The organism is Carnobacterium sp. (genome assembly GCF_040274425.1).
Window position 1 is genome coordinate 1 of sequence record NZ_JBEMBC010000043.1, and the last position, 22,707, is coordinate 22,707.

Sequence of the window (22,707 nt, forward strand, 5' to 3'; positions counted from 1 at the left end):
AGAATATTGGGTCGATGTAACCAATGAAGACTGGCAAGTATTTAGTGCCGTTACTTTAGCTAACGAACTACTTGATAAGGGAATTGATGGCTTTTGGATCGATAATGTAGATGTATATTGGCAATTTCCAACAAAAGAAACATATGGTGGAGTGGAACAGATCTTAAAGACACTCATGAGCTATGGCAAACCGGTCCTTATTAATGGAGGAAAAGAATTTGTTAGTGCATATTTACAGCAAAATCAGCAACTAGATGATATTTTGACTGGTGTAAACCAAGAAACCGTCTTTTCAGCTATTGATTTTGAGGAAGATAAGCTGAGTACTCAAACAAAAGAAAATCAAACCTACTACTTAAATTATTTAGATACAGTTGATAAAGCTGGGAAAGAGATCTATTTGCTTGAATACTCTACAAAAAAAGAGCTGGCTAAAGATGTCCATGACTATGCGACTAAAAGAGGCTGGCAGTATTATATCTCCGATTCGGTTGAGTTGGACTAACTGTGCCTAATCATTAAACTAATAATGCAAACAATTGGAAATTTTATTCTAAAAGCGGTACCATAAAATTAGATTCAAATAAAAAAGGAGGAAATATTCATGTCGATAAAAGTAGCGATTAATGGATTTGGTCGAATTGGACGTTTAGCATTGCGTCGGATGTTGGAAAAGGATACAGATTTAGAGGTTGTCGCAATCAATGATTTGACGGATAATGACGACTTAGTTTATTTGCTAAAATACGATACCGCACAAGGACGCTTTCCATATGAAGTAGCAGTTGGGAATGACGCGATTGTGGTAGATGGAAAAGAAATCAAAGCTTACGCAGAAAAAGATGCAAGTCAATTACCGTGGGGCGATTTAGGAATCGACATCGTTCTGGAATGTACCGGCTTCTACACTTCAGCGAAAAAATCTCAAGCGCATTTAGATGCAGGAGCAAAACGGGTACTGATCTCCGCTCCAGTAAAAGCTGCGGGAGCAGAAGTAGACAACACTAAAACAATTGTTTATGGTGTGAATCATGATTCGCTGGATGGAAATGATGAAATCATTTCTGCAGCATCTTGTACAACGAACTGTTTGGCGCCAATGGCGAATGTTTTGAATAAAAAATACGGAATCAATAGTGCTTTGATGTCTACGATTCATGCCTACACAGCATCGCAAGCATTACAAGATTCACCAGGTGGACGTAAAAACCGTGCAGGGGCACAAAATGCCATTCCGTCTTCAACGGGTGCTGCCAAAGCGGTAGGAAAAGTTATTCCTGAATTGGATGGGAAAATTGATGGAACAGCTATCAGAATTCCTACTATAACAGGATCAATGGCAGAATTGTATTCTGTGTTGGATAAAAAAGTAACGGTGGACGAAGTAAATGCAGCAATGAAAGCAGCTTCAAATGATGCATACCTTTACACGGAAGACGAAATCGTATCTTCAGACGTTATTGGATTACCTGCTGGCTCGATTTTTGATGCCACTCAAACAAAAGTCATCGAGGGAACGAACGGACAATTAGTCAAAACGGTTGCTTGGTATGATAACGAGTACGGTTTTGTGGCTAATATGGTAGGAACGTTAGAACATTTTGCGAATATTAAATAAATTAATTTTAATTAGCGGGAGGCAATGAGCTTCCCGTTTTTTTGTGTTTATAAATGAGGAAGAAGTATTTAGATATCCCTTCTCCTTCCTTTAATTTACTTATCCAATTAAGACTGTTCTTTAATGATGTCGATGTTTGTTTTTCGGGTATCTGTTGAACGACCAATTTTAATGAGGTGGTTCAAGTTCATTTCATAATCTGCAGTAAAGACGATAGAGTACAAAAGGTTCAATAGATAAATGACAGATGTGGTTGAGGTAAAGTTTCCGATTTTAGAATAGAGTTTTTCTCGAGTAGTGATTTTTAATGAACAATCGCTATGTGTTGCAATAGGATTATCTCCTATACTTGTTAAGCTAATAGTGGAGGCTCCTTGTTTTTTCAAAATGTCCATGCATTTTATGAAGGAATCATCTTCACCTGTGTATGAAATAATAAGGGCACAAGTTCGGTTACCACTGTTAAAAGCTTCATACGTACTGTAATCATAAGTGGAAGAAATAGTGATTTTTTTATTGATCCTACGCATCTTAGTTATGAAATCTTGAGCAATGAGTGCATTAGTTTGGCTCGCAAATACTTTGATTTCGTCAGCATTTAGTAAGAGTTTTTGTGCGTATTCCAAATCTTTAGAATCTATTAATGATAAAGTATCCTGAATAGTATTTTGTTGCAATGTGCTTATTTTATGGGCAATAGAAACCAAATGATCCGTTTGATCATATGGTAAGTTGGCGTCAATAGCTGTAAAGTGGCTATTGAGGTACTGCCATTCTTCAAGGTAAGCTTCTTTCAAAGCTAGCCATCCTGTAAATCCCATTTTTTTCGCTACACGAATAAGGCTCGTAGGATTAGTATGAGTTAAATCCGCAATTTTTTGAGTTGTCATATCTTGTAAGTCTTCAGGGTGATCGATGAGATAATTAACTAATGATTGTTCAGCATCTGAGAATGAAGTATGTTTTAATCGTTCAATGAGTAGCATAAAAAGACTCCTTTCCTACACAAATAGTATATATTTTTGTGTAGGGGTTTTACAAGAGCAATCGTTAAATTTAGAAAGTATGTGTAGGAACATTCTACTTGTATATAAGAGATTGAAAAAATGAAACCGTTTAGATAAGATGTAAGTAAGATAAAACTGATTTTATTAGGAGGAAAAAGTATGGGATTTAATAAAGATTTTCTTTGGGGTGGGGCTACTGCTGCTAATCAAAGTGAAGGTGGTTATAACGCGGATGGCCGAGGTTTAGCGAATGTAGATGTCGTTCCAATTGGAGAAGACCGTTACCCAATCATAACAGGTCAAATGAAACATTTGGATTTTGATGAAGACCATTTTTATCCAGCTAAAGAAGCTATTGACATGTACCATCATTATAAGGAAGATATTGCTTTATTTGGAGAAATGGGATTTAAATCTTATCGTTTTAGCTTGGCTTGGACACGTATTTTTCCAAAAGGCGATGAGGCTGAACCAAATGAAGCAGGGTTACAATTTTACGATAACCTAATCGATGAATGTCTTAAGTACGGCATCGAACCCATTGTTACGATTACACATTTTGATATGCCAATCCATTTAATTAAAGAATATGGAGGATGGCGCAGTCGTAAAGTAGTTGATTTTTATAAAAATTTGGTCACCGTATTATTTAATCGTTATAAAGGAAAAGTAAAGTATTGGATCACTTTCAATGAAATCAATATGCTGTTGCATGCACCGTTTATGGGAGCTGGATTAGTATTTGAAGAGGGCGAAAACGAAGAACAAGTAAAATATACAGCAGCTCATCATGAATTAGTAGCCAGTGCGTTAGCGACCAAAATCGCGCATGAAGTAGATCCAGAAAATAAAGTCGGCTGTATGATCGCAGCTGGACAGTATTATCCGAATACACCCAATCCTGCAGATGTTCGTCAAGCTCAAGTAGACAATCAAGAAAATTATTTTTTTATTGACGTACAGTCTCGTGGCGAATACCCTAACTATGCATTGAAACGCTTGTTTAATGAAGGAATCGAAATTCCTTTTGAAGAAGGAGATAAGGAATTATTGAAAGAGCATACGGTTGACTATATTACGTTCTCTTATTATTCTTCGCGAGTTTCTGCCGCTCAAGAGGGACAAGAAAAAGCAGGTGGGAATATATTTGATTCCATTAAAAATCCTTATTTAGAAGAAAGCGAATGGGGCTGGCAAATCGATCCAATTGGCTTCCGTATCACAATCAATGAATTGTATGACCGTTATCAAAAACCGTTGTTTGTCGTTGAAAATGGATTAGGAGCGGTCGATACGCCTCGTGCAGACGGTTCTATAGTAGATGATTACCGCATTGATTATTTAAAACAGCATATCGAGGCAATGAAAGAAGCCGTGGACAAAGATGGAGTAGAACTTTTAGGGTATACGACTTGGGGATGTATCGATTTGGTTTCCGCGTCAACTGGAGAAATGAAAAAAAGATATGGCTTTATTTATGTAGACCGTGACAATGAAGGTAATGGAACAATGGCGCGTTCGGAGAAAAAATCTTTTGACTGGTATAAACAAGTGATTGCTTCTAATGGTGAAAATGTAGACTATACAAAAGGATAATTTAGTTAGAAGGTCATGCTTACTGTTTAGTATGACCTTTTTAAGGAGGTTACTATGGAATCAAACTATGTTTTTTTAGATGTGGATGGAACATTAGTAAATTATTCTAATGAATTACCGAATTCTGCAGTCAAAGCTATTAAAGCTGCGCAAACCAACGGTCATAAAGTGTACCCGGTGACTGGACGCAGCAAGGCTGAAATGTATGATGAAATATTAGAGATCGGTTTTGATGGGTATATTGGTGGAAATGGCAACTATGTTGAAAGTAATAATGAAGTTATTTTGCATCAATTAATAACAGCAGAACAAGAAAAAATGATTGTAGACTGGCTGAATAACCGTGGATTAGCTTTTTATTTGGAGTCCAACAATGGGTTGTTTGCAAGTGAACAGTTTGAGACACGTGGAGAGCAAACGGTTAAAGACTATGCTGCTTATAAAGAAAAATCCGGTACAGAAACAATGACGGTGCGACAAGCATTTCCAGAAATGATTTTTGATGGTCAATTGTATCGAGCTGACGTGAACAAAATCAGTTTCATTTTAGAAGAGTATGAAGATTATCTAGCTGCAACCGAGTTTTTTTCTGATTTTCAAGTAGGTACTTGGGGAGGTATAGGTGAACAAGCTTTGTTTGGAGATATTGCCTTAGCAAACATTACAAAACAGACAGCTATAAAAAAACTGTTAGAACATCATGGAGTTGACCGAAAGAACACGATAGCTTTTGGCGATGCAAAAGTAGATATTCCTATGCTTGAGTATTGTGAAATAAGTGTAGCAATGGGAAATGGCGGTCAAGTAATAAAAGCTATGGCTGATCATATAACCGATAGTGTTGATAATGACGGACTAGAAAAAGCCTTTCGCCATCTTGGATTGATAGAGTAAACTCGATTGAATTCAGTTCCTAATTAAAGCAGAAATTCGTATAGATGATTACGTATTTAGTACAAAAGAGGTTATTCGTGAACAGACATGTTCAACGAATAACCTCTTTTTGTACATAAACAAACGGTAAATCACTTTTCTAACTTGAAAAGAGTTACTTGAGTTTCTTTCGTGATATCCATCATAGATTGGAAAAACGTTGTTACTTGCGGTTCAAATGTTTTGTCTCTTAAGCGGCTAATATTTTTTTCGATAACAGCTTGCTCACGACTGGCATCCAATACTGGTAAGTTGTGCTGCTTTTTGTAGCGACCAACTTTTAAAACTGTGTTTAGTCGTAACTCAAATAAGTGAGTAAGTTCTTGATCGATTTCATCAATCTCTTTGCGGTACTGTTCTAATTCATTCATTTGATTGTCCTCCAAGCATCAGATCCATTAATCCGATAGCGGTAACGGCCTCTAGCACTGGCAGAACTCGGGGAACGATACATGGATCGTGACGTCCTTCGACTTCTAATTCAGTCTCAGTACCTTCTTGGATATTGATTGTTTGTTGCTTCTTTTTAATTGAAGCAGGTGGTTTAACAGCAGCTCTGAAGACGATCGGCATGCCATAAGTAATTCCGCCAATGATTCCACCGTTGTTATTGGAACGCGTTTTGATACGGCCTTGTTCATCGTAGTAGTATTCATCATTCGCTTCTGAACCGCGCATTTTGGTAATATCGAATCCTGTTCCAAATTCAATACCCTTAATGGCTGGAACAGCAAATACGAGATGAGCCAGTTGAGACTCAACTGAGTCAAAAAAGGGATTCCCATACCCAGCATCTAATCCTAAGACAAACGTTTCAACGACGCCGCCAACAGAATCCCCATCTTCTTTTGCTGCCAAAATCAAGTCGGTCATTTCTGTCTTTTTTTCAGTATTAAACAAAGGAAGTTGTTCTTCTTTGAACTGTTCGATTTGCTCTAACGTGACCGTTTCTTGATCCTCAAAAGTTTCATCTTCGATTGTTCCAATCGATTGAATATGAGATCCTACTGTTACGCCTTTTTGTTTCAGCCATTGCTGACAAATAGCACCTGCAAACACTAATGGTGCAGTAATCCTTCCTGAAAAATGGCCGCTGCCACGATGGTCATTATGGCCATTGTAACGCACGCGTCCAGGGTAATCAGCTTGTCCTGGGCGCATAACATCTTTCAACACACTGTAGTCTTTTGAACGCGTATTTGTGTTCCAAATAATTGCTGTTAAAGGAGCACCCGTTGTTTTGCCATCTAAAAAGCCGCTTAAAATTTCTGGATGATCTTTTTCTTTCCTTGGTGTCGTTAATTCATTTTTCCCAGGCGCTCTACGGGCCATTTCAAAAGCCACTCGTTCCATATCTAATTCCAATCCTGGAGGCAGACCATTGATGGTAATACCAATCGCCACACCATGTGACTCTCCAAATAGTGAGAGTTGTAAATTTTTACCCCATATTCCACTCATGTATTTTTCCTCCTAGTTGTTGGAATGTTTCCCAAAAGTTGGGATAAGACTTTTTGACACAATCTGTGTCTTTAATGTGTATCGGTTCTTTACACACCGTTGAAGCGATGGCCAACATCATAGCCATTCGATGATCCTTATGACTCCAAACTTCTTGACCTCCGGAGAGTTCAGAAATCCCTTCGATCAAAAGTGAATCGTCTATAATTTCAATTCGTGCACCTAAAGCAGCCAACTCTTTTTGTGTGGCGACTAAGCGGTCACTTTCTTTGATCCGTAAACGTTCCAGATTGATAAGTTTTGTTTTGCCTTTGCTTAATGCAGCGACTAAAGCCACTACTGGAATAATATCTGGTACTTGAGCTCCATCTATGACACGTTCACTTTTAGTAGAACCACCACTCAATGTATCTAAAATAGAGACGATAGCTTGATCACCTTGTAGAGAAACTGAATCTAGACCGTTTACTAAAAGCTCATTCCCTAATGCATTTGCGCTCAACCAGAAGGCAGCTTGTGAGTAATCGCCTTCGACTGTATAATTACGGGCGGTATAAGCTTGCTGGCCTTTGATGCGAAATACTTGTCCATCCTCATCTTGTTCAATTACGATACCAAAGGCTTGTAAGACAGAAAGGGTCAAATCAATGTAGCCTTTCGATTCTAAATGAGTCGTAATTTTTAGGACAGAGTCTCCGGCTAGTAAAGGCAAAGTTAATAACATACCGGTGATAAACTGGGAACTGATATCGCCACGCATTTCATAGATACCTGGAGTTAAAGGACCTGCGACACTCAACTGTAAGTTTTCAGTTGCGGCTTGATCATAGTGGAGTGATTGAGCATCGAATAGTTCTTGATAAGGTTCAAGCGGGCGTTTGCCTAAATGCCCTTGACCGATAAAGTACGTTTCTCCTGTAAACACTGTTGCTAGGGGAATCAAAAAACGCAGAGTAGATCCGGACTCATTGCAATTGATTGTGCGACTTTCTTTAACAGATCCATTACGGATGCCATCGATAGTCAATGTCTGATCATCATAAGAAATAACTGCTCCAAACGACCGCATACCCTCAATAGTCGCAATGATATCATCAGAGAGCTGGATGTTCTTGATCGTACTGCGACCTGCTGCTAAACTGGCGCAGATCACTGCACGATGCGCCATACTTTTAGAAGGCGGGACTATAACAGTTCCGTTTAATATTTTAGGAGTAAGGGTTAAATTAGTCATACTGTTCCTCCAGTATCTAAAGAATCGAAAAATGATAGAGACGTTTGATGTACGGTAGCGCGTCCGATGTCAGTTAAAAGAATCACGGATAAACTGCCTGCAATATTTTTTTTATCTTTTTTGATATAAGGTAATAGTTTAGGGTAATCTTCAAAATCCTCTAATTCAATAGGCAAATGATGTTGTTTTAAAAGAGTGATCAATCGATCAGTGGTTCCAACTGTTGTCATCTGTTTGGCTTCTGCGATTCTTGAGATAGCAACCATGCCAATGGCCACACCTTGACCATGGGTATATACTTTATACTGGTAGTACGATTCTATAGCGTGGCCCAACGTATGCCCAAAGTTCAACACCATTCGTTCACCCAAATCTTTTTCATCTGCTTGCACAATCACTTGTTTAATCGTGCAACAGGTTTCGATGATCCAATCGATGTGCTGCATGACTTCTTTTCGAGAAGACAAGTCCATCAGACGATGAAATAAATTAAGATCTTTTATACAGCCATACTTGATTACTTCCGCCATTCCATCAGCAAAGGCAGAATCCGTCAAGGTCTCTAGGACCAATGGATCGATCAAGACGAGTAGGGGGTGATAAAAAGCACCGACTAAGTTTTTCCCTTCAGGTAAATCGACGCCAACTTTTCCACCCACACTGCTGTCGACTTGCGCTAACAGTGTGGTGGGGATTTGGACATAGGAGATACCTCTCAAGTAAGAAGAAGCGGCGAAACCAGTGATATCGCCTATCACGCCACCGCCTAGAGCGATAATCAAGTCACTACGTGTTAAGCCAAACTCAGCGAATGCACTGTAGAGATTGGGCAGCGTGTCAAATGTTTTAGTCTGTTCTCCAGGAGGCAAAACAATGCACTGCACTTCATAATCCGCTGCTTCCAAATCTTTTATAATGGATTTAGCGTAAAGGTCATAGACGGTTTCATCGGTGACAATGGCAATTTTGGCTCCAGTAAAGACTTTTGAGACTTCATTACTGACGCGGTTGAGCAATCCTTTTTCAATTTTTAACTCATAACTCACTTCATGTGATGGAAGTTTAACGGTTAAGACAGACATCGATTTTATCCTCCTCAGTTTATTTTGTTAGAATAGTAGCTGCTTCATTAATTGAACGACCTTCGAAATCAACTAGTTTACGAGCTTTTTCCATCAATCTAGCGAATTCATCTGGTGTCAAACATTGTTCGCCATCGCTCCAAGCGTTAGCTGGATCATTGTGAACCTCAATCATTAAACCATCTGCTCCGGCAACGATACCTGATTTAGCGCCTGCTTCAACCAAGTAAGACATTCCACCAGCATGGCTCGGATCGATAATGATCGGCAAGTGAGAAAGCTCTTTGATGACAGGAACAGCTTGGATATCTAGTGTATTGCGGGTTTCTGTTTCAAATGTCCGAATGCCGCGTTCGCATAAAATAACATTTTCATTTCCTCCAGCCATGATGTATTCAGCTGACATCAACCATTCTTTGTAGGTAGCAGATAAGCCACGTTTTAAAAGGACTGGTGTATTCGTTCGACCAACTTCTTTGAGCAAATCAAAGTTTTGCATGTTGCGTGCACCGATTTGAATGATGTCTACCGAATCAACAAATTGATCGACCCATTTTGTCGACATCAATTCAGTCACGATGGGCATACCTGTTTCAGCTTTAGCAACTTGGAGCATTTTCAATCCTTCTAATTCAAGACCTTGGAAACTGTATGGAGAAGTTCTTGGTTTGAACGCACCCCCACGCAAGAAGTTAGCACCAGCTTGTTTAAGTTGTTTTGCAATAGTCACAATTTGTTCTTCACTTTCTACCGAACAAGGTCCAGCAATGATCCCTAATTTAGTACCGCCGATTGTTTCGTCACCAATTTTGATGATAGAATTCTCAGGATGAAATTTTCTATTCGCTCTTTTGTAAGGATCTTCTACTCGAATAACTTGCTCTACTTCCGGAATTGCTTGCATTTGGCGTTCATCGATTCCACTAGTATCGCCAATCAGACCTAGAAAATCGCGCTTGATATCGGTGAAATGACTCACGGCAACTCCTTGAGATTCTAATTTAGCAGATAATTCTTTAACCTTATTTGCTTTAATTCCTTGTTTTAAGACGATTATCATAGTCATTCTCCTCTGTATTGTTTAGTTTATTTTATACAAACACCACACCATTACTGGCTCATAACGTTCTTCAATTGTGTATCCTACTTTTTTTTCTTTCTCAAACACATCCTCGCTAATAATCGTATATTTCAGATTTTTTTTACAAAAGGCTGACCAAGCTTTGAATTTACTGTCTGAAAATTCAATTACTGTATCTTCGTTTTTTTTGATTAAATATTTTTTCAAAAAAATAGTGGTGGCCGGATGAATCATCGCTCGGTTTTCTGCATAAAAGCTATTTTTAATGAGAACCATAGGCTTGGTTTTTCGTTGGAAGACGTCTACCAATTCAACTTTATCCCAGTAATCATAATTAAATTCTTTCCACCCATAATCTTTTCGGGCGCTTTTAAAAGCTACAGGGAACAATACGTATTGTTCGGTTAACTGATGAATATTGTGTAATAAGCTGTCAAAAGATGGATAGCCTACAATACCATCGTCTTCTGATTGTAATAAAGATTCTGCGACTGTGTAACTATCCGTGCTGCTTGGTCCTAACGTATGAATGATCATCTATTTTCCTCCACTAAAATTATTGAAAAACGAAAAAACGCCACACCCGATAGTCTATTGAAAGATTATCGAATGTAGCGTTAGGTAAGTTCACTAATAGTATAATATCGGATTAGTTCGTTGCCCCTTCGATTTCTTTCAAAATCTATAGGGCAACTGTTGTTAACAGCTTAAAAAACTTTAGCCTCTATAGATTTTCTCATAAAGAAGCTAAAATAATAATTATTCAATTGTGAGTCCATTGCAGTTTTAAGTTGTGCTTGTAAGTTCATGGTGGTCTCTCCTCAATTGATCATTATCAGCTGTTTCCCAACTGTGAGTCCAATACTAGCAATTAAAAAATTCATTGTCAACAAAAAACTAAAAACTAATTTCTGAAAATAATATAAAAAGTAGTCTAATCAACTGGTGCCAAACGAATTAGAGCCAATTAAAATAATTGTTCGTTAATTTTTTTATTGAACTTTAGGTTTCTTTTGTCTATACTTCAACACATTATCACAGGATGGGAAGAGGTGCCTTATGAAATTTTACGGATTATTAGGAGAATCGCTTGTACATAGCCATTCTCCAAGCCTCCATAAGTTAATTTATCAAAAAGTAGGACTGGACGCTGCTTACAAACTTTTTGAGTTTCCTTCAACACAATTAGAACAAGCGATAGATGGCATTCGGACTTTATCTATCAATGGAGTAAATGTCACGATACCTTATAAAGAAGCCGTTATACCTTATTTAGACGAAGTCAGTCCATTTGCAAAAAAATTGGGAGCAGTGAATACTATTGAAAATGCAAATGGAAGGTTGATCGGACACAATACAGATTACGATGGATTTGGTTTGATCTTGACCCGTAGACAGTGGGATGTAAATGGGAAAATTGCGGTTGTTTTAGGGTCAGGTGGCGCCTCTAAAACAGTTGAAGCATATTTAATGGATCATGGGATTAAGATGATTTATATTGTATCTCGGAATCCTGAACGATTTAAAGATACAAGAAATAAAAGGTATACCAATTATGAGGATGTCCAATCTTTAACGGGAGATTTTTTAATTAACACTTCACCTGTGGGTATGTACCCTAATGCCAATGAGACTCCACTAAGTGAGACATCTATTCAGCAATTTGATTATTTGATCGACCTGATCTATAACCCTAGTGAAACCACTTTTTTACGATTGGGACGTGAAAACAACAAACAAACGGCTAACGGGTTAGATATGTTAGTGGGTCAAGCTGTTCGAGCAGTTGAAGTTTGGGAAAAGTGTTCGATTGACGAGCAAGTTACGGAAGAGTTGATCTCTGAATGGAAGAAACGACACGGTGAGAGCTTATGAAAACAAATATTGTATTGATTGGGATGACAGGAAGCGGGAAAAGCAGTGTTGGAAAACTACTGAGTCAACAATTAGACTTGCCATTTAGAGATATGGATATTTTTATTGAACAACTAACGAATCAGTCTATTCCAGAATTGTTTGAAGTGAGTGAAGCGTATTTTCGAGCAATAGAGACCGAGGCTTGTGCAGAACTAGCTGCAAAAGAAACGTATGCTGTTATTTCGTGTGGTGGCGGAGTCGTTCTCAATCCAGAAAACATTGAGGCATTAAGAAAAACAGGCTGGGTTATTTTTATCGATCGGCCTGTTGAACACATTATCAAAGATATCGAAATTGGACATCGGCCTTTATTACAAGAAGGTAATAACAAGCTATACCAATTACATGAAGAACGGTTTGGTTTGTATCAAAAAGCAGCTGATTTTCGAGTGGAGAATCAATCCGATTTAGAAGATGTACTGAATACTATCAAGAATAATCTTCCAAAAAATATTACGCATAAAAGGAGAGGCTAGCATGAAAATCGTTATTATTAATGGTCCAAATTTAAACTTTTTAGGTACCCGTGAACCTGAGATATATGGTAGGCAAACATTGAAAGAGATAGAAAGTAAGATTCAGCAGTATGCTGAAATTCAAGAAGTAGACTGTTCCTTTTTTCAAAGTAATTCTGAAGGAGAGTTGATTGACCGGATCCAACAAGCTCATATAGATAAGGTAGATGGAATCGTTCTTAATCCTGCAGCGTATACTCATTACAGCTATGCCATTCATGATGCGGTGAAATCAGTAAATGTACCAACGGTTGAAGTGCATCTGAGTGCCATTCATTCCCGAGAATCATTCCGGAAAGATTCTGTAGTAGCGCCTGCTTGTATTGGACAAATTTCAGGATTTGGAGCAACAGGTTATTTGTTGGCTATCCAAGCATTGAAAGAAGTCAGAAATAAAGGTGAGAACTAATGAACATTGCGATTGTCGGTTTAGGAGTCATTGGAGGTTCGTTTGCTAAAGGTCTCCAAGCAGCTGGGTATACCAATGTTTATGGGATAGACGTCAGCGAATCTACGTTAAAAATAGCTGTAGATCAGGGAATGATAAAAAAAGGATTTATAGAGGCTAATGATATTTTGCAGGATATGGATGTCATTATGATTTCTCTTTACCCTAACCAAATTGCGCCTTTCGTTGAACAACACAAAAATAGGTTGAAAGATGGGGCTGTTCTAACGGATGTAACGGGTGTTAAAACAACCATTATAGAAAAAGTTTCTAATATTCTTCCTTCAACAGTCGACTTTGTATTTGCTCATCCGATGCGTGGAAGTGAAAAACAAGGGATCATTGGGGCGGATCACAAGCGATTTATAGGAGCGAATGCTTTGATTACTCCTATTGCGACAAATAAAGAAGCTTCTTTACAACTTATTGAAAAGCTCTATAAAGAGATTGGATTTGATCAAGTAACACGGGTCTCTCCTGAAAAACATGATGAACAAATCGCCTATGTCAGTCAATTGATGCATGTCTTGTCTGTAGCAGTTGTAAATAGCCAACAAGCTTCAGAAGAAACACTGACGTATGCAGGGAATAGTTTTCAAGAACTGACAAGAATTGCGGATATCAATGCTGAATTATGGAGCGAATTGTTTTTAAACAACCGCACAGGTTTGTTAAAATCAATTGAACATTTTGAGATTGAATTGGATGCTCTGAAACACACGCTAGAAGAAAATGATGATGAAAGGCTGAAAGCTATTTTTAGACAAGCCACCAATAAACGAAGAGAATGGTATTGAGTGAGTCTGTTGCAGAAAATGTGTAGTTAGCTTAGGAAATAAATAGTAAAAGTTGCTTTGAAATGAAATACGCCCTAAAAGTTAGAGCATTAAATCTAACTTTTAGGGCGTATTTGTTTAGAACAACCGATTAAATCTTGTCTATATTTATTTTGTCAAAAATTCTTTTAAAGCATCAACAATCGGTGTTAAAGATTTTCCTAATGTTTTTTCAAAATCATCCGATGTTACATCCAATTCACCGCTATGAATATCATTTTGAATCATTAAAATGAAACCTACTGCTGCCTCAGGGACACCATTGCTGATTAATGCAGCTTGATAGACTTCGTCATTCATTGAAACAACTTCAAATTCTTTACCACTAGCAGTTTTAAGAGCATCAGCTAGTTCTGCATAAGTAAGGGGAGTACCTGATAATTCAAGTATTTCTGTTGCAGCTGCTTTTTCCGTTAACACATTGACGGCAGCTTCAGCAAATTCACGTTTTAATGCCCAACCCGTTTTTCCGTGTTCAGCAGAATACGTAAAGGCATGGCCAGCTACTGCTGCATTTAGCGCATCTGTTTCATTTTCTATATACCAATTATTACGTAAAAAAGTGTGAGAAATGTGAGATTCAGAAATTAGTTTTTCAGTTAGGATATGATCTTGGGCTAAAGGACTGTTTGAGGCAGCACCTCTAGGAAAACTGGTATAAGCGATAAATGAGACACCAGTTTCTTTAGCAGCATTTACAACATTTTTGTGTTGTTCATCGCGTGAAACAATTCCACCTGGTTGTGAGGAAACAAAGAGCATGCGATCAATACCATTGAAAGCTTTAACTAAACTCGTATAGTCACCAAAGTCGGCAATCCGTACTTCGACCCCTTGTTCACGAAGTTTAGCAGCTTTTTCTTCTGTTCTTGCCAGAGCGACAATGTCGTCTAAGCTAATTTGTTCTTTCAAATAGCCTAAAGCATAAGTTCCTAATTCACCTGTTGCTCCTGTTAATAAATATTTCATCGCACATCAACCTTTCTATTCATAAGATTTATTTTATAAAAACTTGTTTTTTGCAGGTTCTAACATTATGATAGGACTCAAAGTAACTGATGTAAAGTATGTACTTTTAAGTTACTTAGTGACCAAAAAGTAACTATTGTGAAAGGACGAGGTTTTATGCGAAATAAGTTATTGGCTTGTCCAGTAGAGACGACACTTTTATTGATAAACGATCGTTGGAAAGTGTTGATACTAAGAGAATTATTAGATGGAACTAAACGATTTGGAGAATTAAGAAAATCGATAGGTACTGTTTCACCAAAAGTGTTGACGTCTCATTTGCGTTCTATGGAAGAAGATGGGTTAGTTGACCGTGAAATCTTTGCAGAAGTTCCACCACGCGTTGAATATACGTTGACAGAATTAGGAAATAGTTTAAAGCCTATTTTGGATGCAATGAAGGTTTGGGGCACAGATTACCAAACAAAGGTTAATCTTGAGTTGAAAGAAGCAAATGAAGATCAACACACTAATGAATATAAAAAGGAACTGAACTAAATGAGTTTAAATTATCAAGAGATTGAAAAAGTTATACATGCAGAAAAAAATGCTGGTGAATTCGCTCAGTTAATGCATGAATTGCAGAAGTTAGGTGTTAAACGATACGATTACTTAGTTGCTGAGGGAATGTATCGCTATTTTGATGAGGATAATTCTGTCGATTTAAAATTAAATGGGATTCCTAAAGAAGTTTCTGATCAAAGTGACTCTGGAGCCATAAAGTCGGCTGTTAAAAGAGCACAATCAGGAGAGTTTGACTTTGAAAAATTTTGTGAACTGGCTGGATCAGCTGGTGTTCCAGTTTGGACAAGTGATTTAGTATCAAAGCAAGTTACTTATTATGACAAATATCAAAAGGCATTATTAATAGAGCCAATTCCGGGATTTAAGGCGGAAAAATAAGGAATTCATAATAAGTGTAAAATTATTTTACTTTTTACTTGTAAAAAGTAAGTAAAAGGTGTAAGATGTATTTATAAGGCAAAACAAAATAAATCATTCGGAGGTAATTATTCATGACAAAAAATATTGGTATTTTAGTAGGAAGTTTACGTAAAGATTCTTTAAATAAAATTGTAGCAAAAAAATTAGCTGAGTTATTCCCAGCTGATGCTACTGTAACATTTATTGAAATTGGCGACTTACCAGTTTACAATGAAGATTTAGAAGAAAATGCTCCAGAAAGTTACACTCGTTTCCGTAAAGAAATGAAAGAACAAGACGCATATGTATTCATAACTCCAGAATACAACCGTGGTATGCCAGCTTCATTGAAAAATGCTATTGATGTTGGTTCTCGTCCATGGGGCGAAAGCATTTGGCCAGGTAAACCAGTTCTTGTTGGTTCAGTATCTCCATCAGGTATTTCTGGTGTATTAGCTAACCACCAAATTCGTCAATCATTAGTATTCGGTGACAGCCCAGTTATGGCTCAACCAGAACTTTATATTGATGCAACTAAAGCAATTGGTGAAGATGGACAAGTAGTACCAGGAACAGTGGAATTCCTACAAACTGTTACAGATGCATTCGTAGCATTCATCGACAAAAACGCTAAATAATAGATAAAAATGCACAAAGAAGCTGGTGTATAATCTAGCTAAAAAAGGAGCCAGAAAAATTTTTACTTTTCTGGCTCTTTTTTTAATGCAAAATAGGATGAAAAAGTACGTAAATCTATTCAATTTTAAAAATGTTCATCAGTTAGTATAAGAAAGTTAGAGGCACTTTCCAGTTTTTTTGGGAGTGTTTTTTTTGTTTTCATAAAACACTCATAAAAAGTATGTATAAACTTTAGCTTTAGGAGTATAAAAACAGCTTCGAATTAGGAAATTTTCCTAATGTAAAGCTGTTTTTTATTGTACTAGTTTTTTAAATTTATCAACTTTTTTTATTTATCATTTTTACGAAAAAGTATTATAACTTTTCGCTATCAAAATTACCGTCTAATGCTTTTTGAGCAAGGACATTTAGGTAGTTCCAAGGACGGTTGAATCCTGGTTGGAAGAAGAAATCAGCAAAGGCTAATTTTTCTAACGTCCAACCTGAAGAGATAGCTACCGATAGTACATTGATAGAAGCTGTAACGTCATAAGTTGACATCAATTGAGCACCCACAATGCGGTGACTGTCTTTTTCAAAGTGAATTTTCATCATGACTTTTTCGTCATCAATAAAAGTAGGACGAATATTTTCTACTACGAATGTGCTAGCTACTTCAGCATCAATGGAGTCTTGATCGATATCTTTCACACCTGTAGAAGCTAATTTGTAGTCGAATAATGTTAAACCAGATGTCCCAGATACTTCAGGCATTTTTACTTTTTTCTCTAAAATGTTTTTAGCTGCAATCACTCCTTGACGACGAGCATTAGATGCTAAAGCAATTAGTTTTGAACCATGATTTGGCGCAAATGGAATTTTTGTAGCATCTCCCATTGCAAAAATATCTTTTTCAGAGGTTTCTAGGTAGTCGTCAATAACGACTGTACCGTCTGGGTTTAATTCAACGATCCCTTGAAGCCATTTCGTATTTGGACGAACACCAACAGCCATAATTACAGTGTCTGCTTCGTATTCCCCTTTATCCGTTACAACTTTTTTAACGGTTCCGTTTTCGCCAACAACTTCTTTAACCATTTCGCTTGTGCGAACAGTCAATCCGTTTTGATCCATATTTTCGTTCAATACATCAACAAATTCTTTATCTAGGTACGTATTCAATACGCGGTCTAAAGAATCAATAACCGTTGTCTTAATACCTACTTTAGCAAATGCTTCAGCTACTTCAATACCGATGTAACCTCCACCGACAACAACCGCTTTTTTCGATTGACCCATACGTGTTTTAACTTTTTCAGCCCAATTACGGCCACGTACATAGAAGATATTATCTAAGTCAGCACCAGGAATTGGAATTTTTACAGGCGCTGCACCAGGAGAAAGAATCAATTTATCATAGCTTTCTTCAGTTTCTCCGTCAGTTGTTTTAACAGTAATGGTTTTAGCTTTGGGGTTAATCCCAACAACGTCACTATTCATATGAACATTTACATTTTGTTCGATATACGAACCCTCTGTTGCATAATGTAAACTATCTAAAGATTCGGCAATGCCTTCTAAGTAACTTTGAATTCCACAAGATAAGAATGATGCGGTATCTCCGCGTTCATACAAATGCAATTCAGCATCTGGCTGCTCCTTCAATAATGTTTGAATGGCTTCATAGCCAGCATGTGATGTTCCTACGACAATAATTTTCAAAAAAATGGCCCCCAGTAATAAGTATTTGTTCCAAAAAGTACCTTACCACTTATCTGCATTTTTATGAAATAATCTGCCTATAGAGTAACTTGGAAATGGGTATAACTTTTAGCTTTTACTTTGTAGAGAGAGCAGCATCATATTTGCGAGTAAATTAGTAATTGTTTTTTTGCGTGTTCAATGAAAGCCAATTCTAAAGCAGATAAAGCTTTATTTTTTTTATAAGCAATAAAATATTGTACGCGTATAAACTTAGGATCGATGTAGAAGATATTATACTGATCAAAGGACTCGATTTCAGATAGGGCACTTTCTGGTAAAAAAGTTAAACCTATACCGTTTCTGGCAAGAGCAGAAACGGTATAGATATTTCTACTCTCTAATACAATGTCTGCTTTAATGCTGAGCTTCTTAAAAAAATCATTAGTTTGTCTACGGATACCTGATTCGTGATTTGTCAGAACGTATTTTTCGTTTTTTAAAATGCTTAAAGGATATGGGAAATTCTCTATCGTTTTTAAACCTGGTTGATAAAGAGCACTTGTCTTTGGTACAATCACACACCATCGGTCTTGGGATAAGACAATAGGAGAAAGGTTTTCATTGTTAGTAGGCATCAAACCTAAATAAAAATCTAATTTGCTTTCTTGAATATCTTGTTCAGTTAATTTTGGACTTTGTTCTAAAATTTTAAATTCAATTTCTGAGTATTGTTCGTGAAATGAAGGTAGAATCATAGGGAGTAAAAAGGTTCCCATAAGTGACTGGACTCCTATTCGTAGGCGACCTTTTTTTAAATTAGTTATTAGAGATAATTCGTTTAACATGTCATCATATTGTTCTTGAATGGATTTCATGTACAGAAGGTAACGTTCACCTGAATAAGATAATTCGATTGGGTTATGTGTTCTGTCTACTAGTGATGTTTTTAGTTCCTCTTCAAGTTTAGTGATGTATTTGCTGAGATAGGGTTGAGAAATGTAGAGAGATTTTGCTGCTTGAGTAAAAGTACCCTCAGTTACAAGAGCTTCTAAATAGCGAACGGTCATATTGTTATACATTTAGTTGGTTTCCTTTCTATGAGTGATTACCAACTATAAAATGGGGTTTTTTATAAGGGTAATCTATTTATTTCTATTATAGTGAAAAATAACACTTTCACAATATATAATAAAAAAGTTATTGGAACTATAACAACTTATAACTTAATTAGAAAAATTTATGCTTATATTTAATAGTATAGCAGTTAATTTTTATTTTTAAACGTTAATTTTAAAAGGTTTTTAAAATTTTTAAGTCAATTTAGATGAAATAAATTATTAAAATAGCATAGCTTTATTAATAAAAGAGTAATTTCACAATGTTGAAATTTTAATCTATAATAAATCTATAAAGTTAATAGATTAACAAGAGAGAAGGAAAAAAATAATGACAACAATATGTGAAATGTTAGGAATCGAATACCCAATTTTTCAAGGGGCTATGGCAAGAATTGCAACACATAAAATAGCCGGAGCTGTTTCAGAAGCAGGCGGATTAGGTATTCTGGGATCAGGCGGCTGGTCAGCAGATCAATTACGCGAAGAAATTAGATTAACAAGAGAGATCACTAAAAAACCGTTTGCTGTTAATTTGATGTTACAAATGCCGAATTGTGATGAATTAGCTCAAGTTATTCTTGATGAAAAAGTAAAAATTGTTACAACAGGTGCTGGATCTCCTGAAAAATATATCCCAGCGTTTAAAGAAGCAGGTGTAAAAGTCATCCCAGTTATCGCTTCTGTGAGACATGCTATTAAAATGCAAGCAGCTGGAGTAGATGCAGTTGTTGCGGAAGGTCAAGAAGCAGGAGGGCACATTGGTCAAACTTCAACAATGTCTTTATTGCCACAAATTGTTGATGCAGTAGATATACCTGTATTAGGTGCTGGTGGTGTGGGTGATGGACGTTCGCTTGCTGCCGTGTATGCATTGGGAGCACAAGGTGTACAAGTAGGGACATTATTTTTATCAGCTGAAGAATGTCCGATTCCAGATAGTTATAAAGAACGTCTGATCAACGCTATTGATACGGATACAATTGTAACGGGTCGTAAAGCAAAAGACCCAGTTCGATCATTGAAAAATCCAATGTTGGTTAAATTTGCAAAACTGGAAGAAGCAAATGCTCCACACGAAGAGTTGGAAAAATTAACTCTTGGTTCATTATCTAGAGCTGTTTATGATGGTGATATGGAAACTGGGTCTGCAATGGCAGGTGAAATTGCTGGTATGATTAAAAATATTCGTCCAGCTAAACAAATTATTGAAGAATTATTCAATGAAGCAGAAAAAAAAGCAGCTTCACTGAAAATCACGTACTAAAAGAAGTAGAGTAGAGTATACAAAAATAAGTTTTAAAAGCCATTTGTAGCGCTCTTCTCTTATAGAATACACTTAGTTTAAAGGAAAAAAGCATAAAGCTTTTTTTTAAAAGAGTATGTTAATAAAATCACAAAAGGAGCTTATTATAATGACAAAAGTAATTACAGCAGCAGAAGCTGCAAAATTAATCAAAGATAATAGTACGGTAGCAGTAACCGGTTTTGGTATGTCATGTGTAAACGAAGAAACGTTGATAGCCATTGAAAATCGTTTTAAAGAAGAGACACATCCAAAAGGTTTAACGGTTATGCATGCAAGCGCTGTGGGAGATCGCAGAACAAAAGGAATGAGTCATTTAGCACATGATGGACTAATCAAGAGATGGATTGGAGGTATTGTAAATGCTTCTCCGCAAATCAGCGACCTTATTATGGAAAACAAGTGTGAAGCATATAACTTGCCTCAAGGTGTAATTACGCAATTGTACCGTGAAATTGCTGCTAAACGTCCTGGTTTATTTACGAAAGTAGGCATGCGGACTTTTGTTGATCCTCGCTTAGAAGGAGGGAAAATATCAGACTGTACAACCGAGGAGTTAGTAGAATTAGTTGATATTGCAGGAGATGAATGGTTATTTTATAAAAGTTTTCCTATTAATGTTGGTTTAATTAGAGGGACTGTTGCAGATGAAAAAGGTAATTTAACTTTAGAAAAAGAAGGCCTGCATATGGAAGTATTACCTGTCGCTCAAGCAGCTAAAAATTCAGGAGGAATCGTGATCGCTCAAGTGGAATCATTAGCAGTGGCAGGATCATTGAACCCAAAAGATGTAAGAGTACCTGGTATTTTAGTCGACTATATTGTTGTTTCCGAACCTATAAACCATTTCCAAACAGAAAACACACAATACAACCCAGCTTTTTCTGGGCAAGTAAAAGTACCTTTAGATTCAGTTGTACCTATAGAATTAGACGCTCGTAAAGTAATTGCTCGCCGCGCTGCTGCTGAACTAGTTCCAGAAACTATTTTGAATTTAGGAGTAGGTATCCCAGTAAATGTAGCTACTGTTGCAGCAGAAGAAGGAGTCAGCGATCAGTTGAATTTAACAACAGAAGCAGGTTCAGTGGGTGGTGTTCCAGCTGGATTAAAAGACTTTGGCCATGCTTACAATAGTGAAGCAATCGTCGATCATCATTCTCAATTTGACTTTTATGATGGTGGAGGATTAGATTTATCTGTTTTAGGATTAGCTCAAAGTGATCGATTTGGAAATGTAAATGTTTCTAAGTTTAGTGGACGCGTAGCAGGCTGTGGTGGTTTTATTAATATCTCACAAGCAGCTAAAAAATTAGTCTTTGCTGGTACATTTACAGCTGGAGGTTTAAAAGAAGAAGTAAGAGAAGGTCGATTAACGATTTTACAAGAAGGTAGAGTTAAAAAATTCTTAAAGGATGTTGAACAAATTACGTTTAGTGGTCAATATGCGTCAAGCATTAAACAAGAAGTGCTTTATGTAACTGAACGCGCAGTATTTGATTTACAAGATGGAAAGTTAAGACTAATTGAAATAGCTCCTGGTATCGATTTAGAACAAGATATTTTAGCACAAATGGATTTTGTTCCTTTAATAGCAGAAAACTTAAAAGAGATGGATAATGGGATGTTTGAAGAAAAATGGGGAGGATTAAAAAAAATTATTTTGACTAATACAGAAAAGGAGTGCTTAATTCATGTCTAAACAGCCAAATCGTTGGATAGTATTAATTAGTTCAATGGGAATTTTAATGTGTACAGGAGCAATTTATGCATTTAGCGTTTTAGCAGGACCTTTATCTGAAACAAATGGTTGGACAATGGGAGAAGTAATGACGGCTTTTGCTATTAATGCAGCTTTAGGACCAATTCCTATGGTGTTAGGGGGATTTTTGACAGATAAAGGATGGTCAAAGTGGAGTATTATGATAGGAGCTGTATTGTTTGGGGCAGGTTTTGCTTTAACTGGAACAGCGACTAGTTTATTCCAGTTGTATCTTTACTACGGTGTTTTAGCTGGATTTGGGCAAGGTTTCGCTTATTCTGGCTGTTTAAGTAACACGATCCGCTTTTTTCCTGATAAAAAAGGATTAGCTTCGGGATTAATTACTGCTGGAATGGGCGGAGCAGCTATAATAGCAGCTCCTATTGCCAATCAATTGATTCAAAGCAAAGGAGTAGGGTCAGCATTTATTTGGATGGGAATAACATATATTCTAATTGGTTTTACATGTAGTTTATTTCGCCGATTGTAAAATTAAGCTAGACAAATAAAAAAGCCATTCGTGGTACACTCAAAATGTATTTCCG

The 22,707-nt window shown here is 36.9% G+C and carries 23 protein-coding genes and 1 pseudogene; 14 read left to right on the plus strand and 10 right to left on the minus strand.

Annotation, left to right across the window (positions count from 1 at the left end; translation table 11 throughout):
* Both ABS911_RS09195 and gap read left to right on the plus strand, forming a co-directional pair.
* Positions 1-505 (plus strand): putative glycoside hydrolase (locus ABS911_RS09195; protein WP_502880521.1); only part of this gene is annotated, 505 nt, incomplete at its 5' end.
* Positions 506-604: 99 nt separating this feature from the next.
* A complete protein-coding gene (gene gap, locus ABS911_RS09200) occupies positions 605-1,618 on the plus strand; it encodes a type I glyceraldehyde-3-phosphate dehydrogenase (RefSeq protein WP_350467314.1) in 1,014 nt (337 codons plus the stop codon).
* Positions 1,619-1,725: 107 nt separating this feature from the next.
* Here gap and ABS911_RS09205 read toward each other — a convergent pair whose 3' ends face one another.
* Positions 1,726-2,604, minus strand: a complete 879-nt coding sequence (locus tag ABS911_RS09205) for a MurR/RpiR family transcriptional regulator (protein WP_350467315.1) — start codon at positions 2,602-2,604, stop codon at positions 1,726-1,728.
* A gap of 180 nt (positions 2,605-2,784) precedes the next feature.
* Between ABS911_RS09205 and ABS911_RS09210 the strand changes: the two genes are divergently transcribed.
* Both ABS911_RS09210 and ABS911_RS09215 read left to right on the plus strand, forming a co-directional pair.
* Complete coding sequence (locus ABS911_RS09210; protein ID WP_350467316.1) at positions 2,785-4,221, plus strand: 6-phospho-beta-glucosidase; 1,437 nt, start codon at positions 2,785-2,787, stop codon at positions 4,219-4,221.
* A 54-nt stretch (positions 4,222-4,275) separates the two neighbouring features.
* Positions 4,276-5,115 carry a Cof-type HAD-IIB family hydrolase gene (locus tag ABS911_RS09215; protein ID WP_350467317.1) on the plus strand — a complete coding sequence of 280 codons (840 nt, stop codon included), beginning with the start codon at positions 4,276-4,278 and terminating at the stop codon, positions 5,113-5,115.
* A gap of 131 nt (positions 5,116-5,246) precedes the next feature.
* Here the strand turns inward: ABS911_RS09215 and ABS911_RS09220 are convergent, their stop codons facing one another.
* Genes ABS911_RS09220 through ABS911_RS09245 form a run of 6 tightly spaced genes read right to left on the minus strand, consistent with a single transcriptional unit; the run spans position 5,247 to position 10,549 of the window.
* A complete protein-coding gene (locus ABS911_RS09220) occupies positions 5,247-5,525 on the minus strand; it encodes a chorismate mutase (protein WP_350467318.1) in 279 nt (92 codons plus the stop codon).
* On the minus strand, positions 5,518-6,615 hold the full coding sequence (gene aroC / locus ABS911_RS09225) for a chorismate synthase (protein WP_350467319.1): 1,098 nt from the start codon (positions 6,613-6,615) through the stop codon (positions 5,518-5,520). The genes ABS911_RS09220 and aroC overlap by 8 nt, the downstream gene beginning before the upstream one ends.
* On the minus strand, positions 6,596-7,849 hold the full coding sequence (aroA, locus tag ABS911_RS09230) for a 3-phosphoshikimate 1-carboxyvinyltransferase (RefSeq protein ID WP_350467320.1): 1,254 nt from the start codon (positions 7,847-7,849) through the stop codon (positions 6,596-6,598). Before aroA ends, aroC begins: the two co-directional genes overlap by 20 nt.
* Positions 7,846-8,931, minus strand: a complete 1,086-nt coding sequence (gene aroB / locus ABS911_RS09235) for a 3-dehydroquinate synthase (RefSeq protein WP_350467321.1) — start codon at positions 8,929-8,931, stop codon at positions 7,846-7,848. The genes aroA and aroB overlap by 4 nt, the downstream gene beginning before the upstream one ends.
* A 19-nt stretch (positions 8,932-8,950) precedes the next feature.
* The gene (gene aroF, locus ABS911_RS09240; RefSeq protein ID WP_350467322.1) at positions 8,951-9,991 is read right to left on the minus strand and encodes a 3-deoxy-7-phosphoheptulonate synthase; all 1,041 of its coding nucleotides are present in this window, start codon (positions 9,989-9,991) and stop codon (positions 8,951-8,953) included.
* 21 nt (positions 9,992-10,012) lie between these two features.
* The gene (locus tag ABS911_RS09245; RefSeq protein ID WP_350467323.1) at positions 10,013-10,549 is read right to left on the minus strand and encodes a hypothetical protein; all 537 of its coding nucleotides are present in this window, start codon (positions 10,547-10,549) and stop codon (positions 10,013-10,015) included.
* 522 nt (positions 10,550-11,071) lie between these two features.
* On the opposite strand from ABS911_RS09245, the gene aroE reads away from it, so the two are divergent.
* The 4 genes from aroE to ABS911_RS09265 are packed head-to-tail and all read left to right on the plus strand — an operon-like array spanning position 11,072 to position 13,689.
* The gene (aroE, locus tag ABS911_RS09250) at positions 11,072-11,887 is read left to right on the plus strand and encodes a shikimate dehydrogenase (protein ID WP_350467324.1); all 816 of its coding nucleotides are present in this window, start codon (positions 11,072-11,074) and stop codon (positions 11,885-11,887) included.
* A complete protein-coding gene (locus ABS911_RS09255) occupies positions 11,884-12,405 on the plus strand; it encodes a shikimate kinase (protein WP_350467325.1) in 522 nt (173 codons plus the stop codon). The genes aroE and ABS911_RS09255 overlap by 4 nt, the downstream gene beginning before the upstream one ends.
* A gap of 1 nt (position 12,406) precedes the next feature.
* Positions 12,407-12,853 carry a type II 3-dehydroquinate dehydratase gene (gene aroQ, locus ABS911_RS09260; protein ID WP_350467326.1) on the plus strand — a complete coding sequence of 149 codons (447 nt, stop codon included), beginning with the start codon at positions 12,407-12,409 and terminating at the stop codon, positions 12,851-12,853.
* A complete protein-coding gene (locus ABS911_RS09265) occupies positions 12,853-13,689 on the plus strand; it encodes a prephenate dehydrogenase (RefSeq protein WP_350467327.1) in 837 nt (278 codons plus the stop codon). The genes aroQ and ABS911_RS09265 overlap by 1 nt, the downstream gene beginning before the upstream one ends.
* A gap of 147 nt (positions 13,690-13,836) precedes the next feature.
* On the opposite strand, the gene ABS911_RS09270 is transcribed toward ABS911_RS09265, so the two are convergent.
* Positions 13,837-14,697, minus strand: coding sequence for an NAD(P)H-binding protein (locus ABS911_RS09270; RefSeq protein WP_350467328.1), 861 nt, complete (start codon positions 14,695-14,697; stop codon positions 13,837-13,839).
* 156 nt (positions 14,698-14,853) lie between these two features.
* Here ABS911_RS09270 and ABS911_RS09275 point away from each other — a divergent pair, with 156 nt between their 5' ends.
* From ABS911_RS09275 to ABS911_RS09285, 3 genes are all read left to right on the plus strand, one after another.
* Entirely contained in the window at positions 14,854-15,234 is a 381-nt protein-coding gene (locus ABS911_RS09275) for a winged helix-turn-helix transcriptional regulator (RefSeq protein ID WP_350467329.1), read from the plus strand.
* Positions 15,235-15,639, plus strand: coding sequence for a DUF1398 family protein (locus tag ABS911_RS09280; RefSeq protein WP_350467330.1), 405 nt, complete (start codon positions 15,235-15,237; stop codon positions 15,637-15,639).
* 113 nt (positions 15,640-15,752) lie between these two features.
* The gene (locus tag ABS911_RS09285) at positions 15,753-16,298 is read left to right on the plus strand and encodes an NADPH-dependent FMN reductase (protein WP_350467331.1); all 546 of its coding nucleotides are present in this window, start codon (positions 15,753-15,755) and stop codon (positions 16,296-16,298) included.
* A 355-nt stretch (positions 16,299-16,653) separates the two neighbouring features.
* Here ABS911_RS09285 and ABS911_RS09290 read toward each other — a convergent pair whose 3' ends face one another.
* Both ABS911_RS09290 and ABS911_RS09295 read right to left on the minus strand, forming a co-directional pair.
* Positions 16,654-18,000: an FAD-dependent oxidoreductase gene (locus tag ABS911_RS09290; RefSeq protein WP_350467332.1), complete on the minus strand. Its 1,347-nt coding sequence runs from the start codon at positions 17,998-18,000 to the stop codon at positions 16,654-16,656.
* A gap of 137 nt (positions 18,001-18,137) precedes the next feature.
* On the minus strand, positions 18,138-19,061 hold the full coding sequence (locus ABS911_RS09295) for a LysR family transcriptional regulator (protein WP_350467333.1): 924 nt from the start codon (positions 19,059-19,061) through the stop codon (positions 18,138-18,140).
* 367 nt (positions 19,062-19,428) lie between these two features.
* On the opposite strand from ABS911_RS09295, the gene ABS911_RS09300 reads away from it, so the two are divergent.
* The 3 genes and pseudogenes from ABS911_RS09300 to ABS911_RS09310 form a co-directional block, all read left to right on the plus strand.
* Positions 19,429-20,364, plus strand: coding sequence for a nitronate monooxygenase (locus ABS911_RS09300; RefSeq protein WP_350467334.1), 936 nt, complete (start codon positions 19,429-19,431; stop codon positions 20,362-20,364).
* A 148-nt stretch (positions 20,365-20,512) separates the two neighbouring features.
* The gene (locus ABS911_RS09305) at positions 20,513-22,102 is read left to right on the plus strand and encodes an acyl CoA:acetate/3-ketoacid CoA transferase (protein WP_350467335.1); all 1,590 of its coding nucleotides are present in this window, start codon (positions 20,513-20,515) and stop codon (positions 22,100-22,102) included.
* Positions 22,095-22,640 (plus strand): annotated as a pseudogene (locus tag ABS911_RS09310) (MFS transporter); the annotation flags it as partial. The gene ABS911_RS09305 and the pseudogene ABS911_RS09310, both read left to right, overlap by 8 nt.
* Between the last annotated feature and the right edge of the window lie 67 nt (positions 22,641-22,707).